At 60.9% G+C, this 7,930-nt stretch carries 3 protein-coding genes; 2 read left to right on the top strand and 1 reads right to left on the bottom strand.

The window, feature by feature from the left end; all coding sequences use genetic code 11:
• The first annotated feature begins 17 nt into the window (after positions 1 to 17).
• Positions 18 to 5,072, top strand: coding sequence for an S-layer family protein (locus B9Z31_RS10290; RefSeq protein ID WP_233200892.1), 5,055 nt, complete (start codon positions 18 to 20; stop codon positions 5,070 to 5,072).
• A gap of 20 nt (positions 5,073 to 5,092) precedes the next feature.
• Here B9Z31_RS10290 and B9Z31_RS10285 read toward each other — a convergent pair whose 3' ends face one another.
• Positions 5,093 to 6,154: an AraC family transcriptional regulator gene (locus B9Z31_RS10285; protein WP_100119460.1), complete on the bottom strand. Its 1,062-nt coding sequence runs from the start codon at positions 6,152 to 6,154 to the stop codon at positions 5,093 to 5,095.
• Between the two features lie 133 nt (positions 6,155 to 6,287).
• Here B9Z31_RS10285 and B9Z31_RS10280 point away from each other — a divergent pair, with 133 nt between their 5' ends.
• Positions 6,288 to 7,895 (top strand): carboxyl transferase domain-containing protein, encoded by a 1,608-nt coding sequence (locus B9Z31_RS10280; protein ID WP_100119459.1) that lies wholly within the window; start codon positions 6,288 to 6,290, stop codon positions 7,893 to 7,895.
• Positions 7,896 to 7,930: the final 35 nt, after the last annotated feature.

The following is a 7,930-nucleotide window of genomic DNA, read 5'->3' as shown; positions in this document are numbered from 1 at the left end:
AGTTGACCAACGTGCTGGTGACCCCGGCCACCCTCCAGACGCTGGTGGACAACGGCCAAGCGGTGCAAGCCCCCGGCGGCTTGATCATCTTGTCGGCCCAAGCCGCCAGTGGATTGCTGGGCGGCGTAGTGAAGAACAGCGGCGCCCTCTCGGCCACGGGGCTTGTGAACGACGGCGGCACCATCCGCTTGAGCGCCAGCCACAAGATTGAACTGACGCCAAGTAGCCGCATCAGCGCCGATGCCGCGCCAAGCAGCGCGGGCAATGGCGGGCGCATCGACGTCATTGCAGACCTGGCCAACGCCACCGGCATCACACAGGTTGACGGCACCATCAGCGCCAAGGGCGGCGAGCAGGGCGGTTATGGCGGATTCATCGAGACCTCGGCAACGCATTTGAAGATTGCGGATGCGGCACGGGTCACCACGCTCGCGCCCCGGGGGCAGGCAGGCAACTGGCTGCTGGACCCGAATGATTTTGAGGTATCGAGCACCGGCAACATCAGCGGGTCGACACTGTCCACCTTGCTGGCGAGCGGGAACGTCACTCTGCAAGCCGGCACTGGCACGGACACGTCGGGGACCAAGTTCGGCAATGTCAGCACCACAGGCACCAAAGGCGACATCAACATTTACGACGCCGTCAGCTGGAGTGCCAACTCACTGACGCTCAATGCGGGCTACAACATCCATGTGGGCTCAAGCAGCGCCACAGGGTCTTTGACCGTGACGGGTTCTGGCTCTTTGAATTTAAACCCCAGCTCCAGCGCAGTGACCGGCTACACAGCAGGTGGTGCTGTGCTCATGGGCATGGCCACTTCGCCTGCGAGCGGTTTGACGGGTGGTTATTTGTCAGCTGGCTCTTTTGGGGCTGGTGCGGCCACTGGTTTTAATGGGCAAATCAACGTCTCGACCAGCGGTACGGTAAAAATCAGCAACACAAGCTACAGCGTCATCAATTCTGAAGCGGATTTTGTCGGTATCGCCAGCGGCGGCAATTATGTGATGGGCAGTCAGCTGGGGTTCAGCACCGTTTACACCGCTGCTGTCGTGGCAAGTTTCGGTGGAAAACTCAATGGCTTCGGCCATGTGATTTCCGGTCTGAATATCAATAACCCGAGTGCGAGCGGATTCATTGGCCTGTTCGGTAGCAGCAATGGCAATGTCAGCAACTTGGGTGTGAGCGGGAGCATTGTGGGTCCCAGCTGGGTTGGAGCGATTGCCGGCTACACCAACGGGCTGGTCATCAAAAGGTCTTATTCGACGGTAGCGGTGACAGGTGCTGGTGGCGTTGGCGGTCTGGTGGGGTTGGCGCAGCCAGTCACCATATCGGAAAGTTATTCAACGGGAGATGTCACAGGCAATACGAGCAATGGCGGCTCCATGGGGGGGCTGGTAGGTTTCTTGTATGGAGGCACGATTAACAGCAGCTATGCCACAGGTGCGATTCGTGGGGTATCTGGCACCGGCGGTTTGGTTGGCTCTATGCAGAACCACTCACACATCACAAACAGCTTTGCCACGGGTGATGTGATTGCGATGCAGTCCAACAAAGATTCTTTTGGTGGGCTGGTGGGTTATGTTCCAAACGGTGACAACAAAACCATCTCCAAGAGCTACGCAACGGGTGCTGTCAGGAACAACACGGGCGTGACAGGAACTACGTACAGGGGCGGGCTCATTGGCAACCTTGGTACTGGCACAAACGTCAATATTGAAGACAATTATTGGAATGCAACCGCGAACCCGAGTTTTGATGTTTCTACAGGTGGCATGGGTAATGGCACCGTTTTCAGCGGCGTCTCGGCGCTCACCGCGTCGCAATTGAAAAATGCTTCCAGTTTCTCAAGCGCTTTTGGAAACACCGCTGGCTCATTCACTGATGCATCGGGTTGGGGTTTTCAGGCGGGTGTGAATGGTGGCTTTCCAGTACGCTGCGCCATCAGCCAATGCACGGCTTACGACTCATCGCTCTTTGCGCTCACCTACAACGGTGCTTCGAACGGTCTCTGGTCCATCGCTTCCAACTGGGTGTTGAGCGGTACCAGCACTGTGGCCAGTTTCGCGCCAACGGCATCGAACCAGGGAAATATTTCTGCCTTGACCCTGAGCGCGGGAGGGGTGGTCAATTACGACACGGCCAACGTGGGCTCTTTGAGCGTTCCTATCGCGAACGCAGGCACCATTAATTTCACCGGTAGCAGCGATGTCTCGATCTATGGCGTGATCAGCGGCAGTGGAGCGTTGACCAAGGCCGGTACGGGCACCATCACCCTCTCTGGCGCCAACACCTATACCGGTGCGACCACCGTGAGCGCAGGCACCCTGGCCATCAGCAACGCCACCGGCTTGGGTTCAACGGCCGGTGGCACCACCGTGGCCAGTGGCGCCACGCTGAACCTGCAAGGTGTGTCCGTGGGGGGCGAAGCCATCACGCTGAGCGGCGGCACTTTGGCCACGTCGACTGGGACAAGCAGTCTGTCGGGGGCAGTCACACTGGGTGCTGACAGCACCATTAATGTGGCGGGGGCTGCATCGCAATTGACCTTATCGGGTCTGGTTACAGGCGCCAGTGCGCTGACAAAGTCAGGCACGGGCAATTTGATCATGGCCAACCAAAACACCTTCTCGGGTGGTTTGACAATTGCCTCGGGCACAGCCACAGAAGCGACCACTTACAACGGCTCTTCTGGGCCCTTGGGTTCGGGCACAGTGACGGTTCAAACGGGTGCCACCCTGGACTTGAACAATTACAACATCTATGCCCCGGTTTCTTTGGCAGGTGGTGCGCTGGTGAATAACGCCACCAGCGGAGGCGTTGGCCAGGGTGATGTTTCGCTCGGTGTGAGTTTGACGGCCAATTCAATGATGGGTGGCGCTGGTTACTTGCATGCCTTTACCGCCATTTCCAGCAATGGGTATGGCTTGGTATTCTTGGGGACGGGCACAAAAAATCTGAGCAATGTCAACAATACCTTGAGCACCATCGCATCGGGCTCTGGGTTGGGTGCATTGAATGTGGTCAACAACCAGGCCCTGACCATTGGTCAGGTGGCGATAGCGGGCAACACTTACCGCGGCATAGACTCGACGGGCACGATCGCGGTGTCCACACGCACGGGTGACCTGACAGTTTCGCAAAATGTCTCCACCACAAGCACCTCAAACAATGGCAATGCACCCGCTATCAATTTGAGAGCGGGCACCCTCTCGGCGGCTGGCATGGTGACGGGTGGCGACCTGGTGTTGAGTGGAAGTCCCAGCTTCAGCATGGGTGCCAATGCGCTTGCCGTCTTTTATTCTGGCAATCCAGCCACGTTCGAAGCTACAGCGCTGATCAGCCAACTGTCCGCGTATTCCCCGTTTGACAAGGTCTACAACCGAGACAGCGGCAGCAACATCTTCGGCTCAGGCTATTGGGCCGCCTTCCGCGGAGCGGCCCCAGTCACCATTTATGTATTGCCCGTGTCGGGCCAAAGCAGTACTTACGGCACCGCCCCAACGTCATTAGACTATTGCTATTCCAGCAGTTCGGCCAGTTGCGTGAATGTGTCTTACTCGGGTATTCCATCGACTTCACAAAGCTTTGCGCTAACCTCTGGCGCCTTATCGGGTGCTGTCAATGTGCCCACTGGGGTAACGGGTAGCTTGGCACTGACTGGGTCGTCCAGCATCGCTGCAAGCGGGTTGGTCGCCAGCACAAATGCGGGCACCTACACCCTGAGCTTGACGCCCAGTTTGACGCTGCCGGGCTATATCTTCAGCGCCGGTAACGCGGTCAATTACACGGTCAACCGCAAGTCGGTGAACCTCACCAACATCGCCCGAACCACCACCTACGACGGCGTGACCACCTACGCAGCATTGGCCAATGGCATCAGCTACGCGGTCAACGGCCTGGTGGGTCAAGATGCACTGGCCTCGGTCACCCAGACGCCCAGCGGCCATGCAGGCTCTGCGCTCGGCGTGGCCCAAGCCGGCAACTTCAGTGTCCGCCCCTCTGGGGCGGTGCTGAGTACGGGCAATGTGAACAACTACAACTTCATCTATGGGGACAGCACCCACACGGTGAATCCAGCACCTTTGAGCGCCACGCTCACGGGCAGCAGCAGCAAGGTCTACGACGGCAGCACTGCCGTCACTTTGACGGCAGGCAACTTTGCCTTGTCGGGCTTTGCCAACTCGGAAGGTGCCAGCGTCAGCCAGACGGCAGGCACGCTGGACACCGCCAATGTGGGCACCAGCAAAGCCGTGACTGCAGCGCTGGGGAGCAGCGACTTTGCCGCCAACAGCGGCACCCAGCTGAGCAACTACATCTTGCCCACTTCGGCCAGCGGCAGCATGGGCAGCGTCACCCCAGCGCCTTTGACCGTGACCGCGGTCACCAACACCAAGAGCTTTGATGGCAACACCGAGGCGCAAGCTGTGCCTGTGGTCAGCGGTCTGAAGGTGTCCGATGCGGTGGTCAATTTGAGGGAAGCTTATGCCGATGCCAACCCGGGCACCGGCAAAACCTTGAGCGTTCAAATGGGTTACCAAATTGTGGACGGCAACAACGGCAACAACTACGTGGTCAGCTTGGTGCCCAACCAGACCGGTGAGATCCGCGCGCTGCCCGTGGCCATTTTGGCCCCCACATTGGCGGTTGTACCCACGGCCAACAGCGCACCGCCCACTTTGACGGTGCTGGCCTCCAGCAGCGCAGGCGCGAGCAGTGCGGGCAGTGCGGGTGGTAGCTCTAGCGCGGGTGTGAGCGTCAGCACCATCAGCTCGCCCACTCAGCAGGTGACCGGCTTGGTGGCGGTGTTGGTGCCCGCGGGGACCGCCACCGCAGGCTCTGGCTTGGTGATTGCTTTGCCCGAGCAGGTGGTGACGCCTGCTGCATCGGGCGCTGCGGTGAAGGTGACGCTGCCCAACAGCGAGCCCTTGCCCGCCTGGATTCGCTACGACGCGGCCACGCAAACACTGGTGACCAGTGCGGTGCCTGCCGGCGCGTTCCCCTTGTCGGTGGTGGTGACGGTGGGCGGTCAGTCGACGGTCGTGCAGATCTCGGAGTCGCCGACTGGCCAATGACACCCGTGTTCAAAGGCTGATCAGCGCAGTGCCCGAACGCCCTCGGGGGTCAGGCCTGTCCAGCTTTTGAACGCCCGCATGAAACTCTTCTCGTTGAGAAACCCCACCTCCGCGGCAATTTGTTTGATGGGGCGCTGCGTGCGCAGCAGCAGGTCGGTGGCCAGGTCTCGGCGCACCGCGTCTTTGAGCTGCTGCAGGCTGGCGCCTTCTTCTTTGAGTTGTCGGTGCAGGGTGCGGGTCGACAAATGGAGCCAGGCCGCCAAGTCTTCGGCATTGCGGCTGTGCTCGGGGTGTTGGGCCAGGGTCTGGCGCACTTTTTCCACCAGCAGACGGTCGCGCCGGTAGGGGCGCACGGTGAGCAGCAGGGCGCGCTGCAGCATGCGCTGCAGGGCGGCCTCGTCGCGGCGCACGGGCAGGCTCAGGTAGCCCGCGTCAAACTGCAGGCTGTGCGTGGGCGCTTTGAACTGGGTGGGCCCGTCAAACAACACGCGGTAACTGTCGGCATGAGCCGGCGGGGCAAAGCGCAAGGTGGTTTGCCGCAAGGGGATGCGCGAATCCGTCAGCCAGCAGGCCACGCCCAAGGCATTGCGCAGGACCGACACCACGGCAAATTCCTGCAAAGCGCCCAGTTCGCGTTGCTCGGTCAACTGCAGGCTGGCCACGCCCTGTGCTTCCTTGACTTGCAGCTGGATGTCGTCGGTCAGCAGGCCGTGGTGGCGGCACCAACGGGCCAGCGCCACGCCCAAGGTGGGTGCTGTCAATGACGCGCGCACCAGCATCCCGTAGCTGCCCCAAGGCAGGCGGCGGCTGAACCAACCCAGCGCCTCGTCGTCCAACTCGCGCATGGCGGCGGCCGAAAGCCATTCCATTTGTAAGGCGGTGATGCGTGCATCGGGCTGGTGCAGTTGGTCTGGCGCAATTTGTGCTGCCTGCAACGCGGGCAGGGGGTCCAGGCCACGCAGGGTGAAAGCGCTGGCAATGGCGCGCACAAATGCCATGGGGGTTTCGGCGCGCACGGCGATGCCAGGGCGATGCGCCCCAGGATGGATGGGGCTCGGAAGGGGGCTGGCGGCGTGTTTCATGGCGGCATAAATTGTGGCACGATTTGCAACCCATTTGACACGCGCCCATGGGGCGGCAGGCATTAAGCTGGCCAGCATTGCACGTTCGATGCGCCCGGGGCCCAGCCCCGCGCCCCAGCCTATAGGAAGCACCATGACCGTTTTGCATTCCCAACTGAACCCGCGTTCCGCCGATTTTCAGCACAACGCCGCCGCCATGCGTGGCCTGGTCGATGAGCTGCGCGCCCACTTGGAGCGCGTGTCCCAAGGCGGTGGCGATGCCCCCCGCGCCAAACACACCGCCCGGGGCAAATTGCTGCCGCGCGACCGCGTGCAGATGCTGCTCGACCCCGGCACGCCGTTCCTCGAAGTCGCACCGCTGGCGGCGCTCAATATGTACAACAACGACGCGCCCAGCTCGGGCGTGATCGTGGGCATTGGCCGTGTGAGCGGGGTGGACTGCATGATCGTGTGCAACGACGCCACGGTGAAGGGCGGCACCTATTACCCCATGACGGTGAAGAAGCATTTGCGGGCGCAAGAGATCGCGCAGCAAAACCACCTGCCCTGCATTTATTTGGTGGACTCGGGCGGTGCCAACTTGCCCAACCAAGACGAGGTCTTTCCCGACCGCGACCACTTCGGACGCATCTTTTTCAACCAGGCCAACATGAGCGCGCAAGGCATCGCGCAGATCGCGGTCGTCATGGGCAGTTGCACCGCAGGCGGCGCCTACGTGCCCGCCATGAGCGACGAAACCATCATCGTCAAGAACCAGGGCACCATCTTTTTGGGCGGCCCGCCTTTGGTCAAAGCGGCCACAGGCGAAGTCGTGAGCGCCGAAGACCTGGGCGGCGGCGATGTGCACACCCGCCTGTCTGGCGTGGCCGACCACTTGGCGCAAAACGATGTGCACGCGCTGGCGCTGGCGCGCCAAGCCGTGAAAAACCTGAACGCACAAAAGGCCCCGAACATCGCCACGCACGCGCCCGTGCCCCCGAAGTTCGATGCGCAGGAGTTGTATGGCGTGATCCCCACCGATACCCGCAAGCCGTTTGATGTGCGGGAAATCATCGCCCGCATCGTCGACGGCTCCGAGTTCGACGAATTCAAATCGCGCTTTGGCACCACCCTGATTTGCGGCTTCGCCCGCATCGAAGGCATGCCGGTGGGCATCATCGCCAACAACGGCATCTTGTTCAGCGAGTCGGCCTTGAAGGGCGCCCACTTCATCGAGCTGTGTTGCCAGCGCAAAATTCCGCTGGTGTTTTTGCAGAACATCACAGGCTTCATGGTCGGGCGCAAATACGAAAACGAAGGCATCGCCCGCAATGGCGCCAAGATGGTCACGGCCGTGGCCACTGCGGCAGTGCCCAAGTTCACCATCATCATTGGCGGCAGCTTTGGCGCGGGCAACTACGGCATGTGCGGCCGCGCTTACAGCCCGCGCTTTTTGTGGATGTGGCCCAACGCCCGCATCAGTGTCATGGGCGGTGAGCAGGCCGCGAGCGTGCTGGCCACCGTCAAGCGCGATGGCATCGAAGGCAAGGGCGGCCAGTGGAGCATGGAGGAGGAAGAAGCCTTCAAAGCCCCGATCAAGCAGCAATACGAAGACCAGGGCCACCCTTATTACGCCACCGCCCGCATTTGGGACGACGGCATCATCGACCCGGCCGACACGCGCCGCGTGTTGGCACTGGGCTTGAGCGCATCGCTCAACGCCCCGATTCCCGAGACGAAATTTGGACTTTTCCGCATGTGATGTGTATGATTTTTTAAATTCATACACATTAAGGG

Origin of the sequence: Limnohabitans sp. G3-2, assembly GCF_002778275.1 — a bacterium.
Lineage (GTDB): Bacteria > Pseudomonadota > Gammaproteobacteria > Burkholderiales > Burkholderiaceae_C > Limnohabitans_A.
This window is presented reverse-complemented; position numbering and strand designations above follow the sequence as displayed.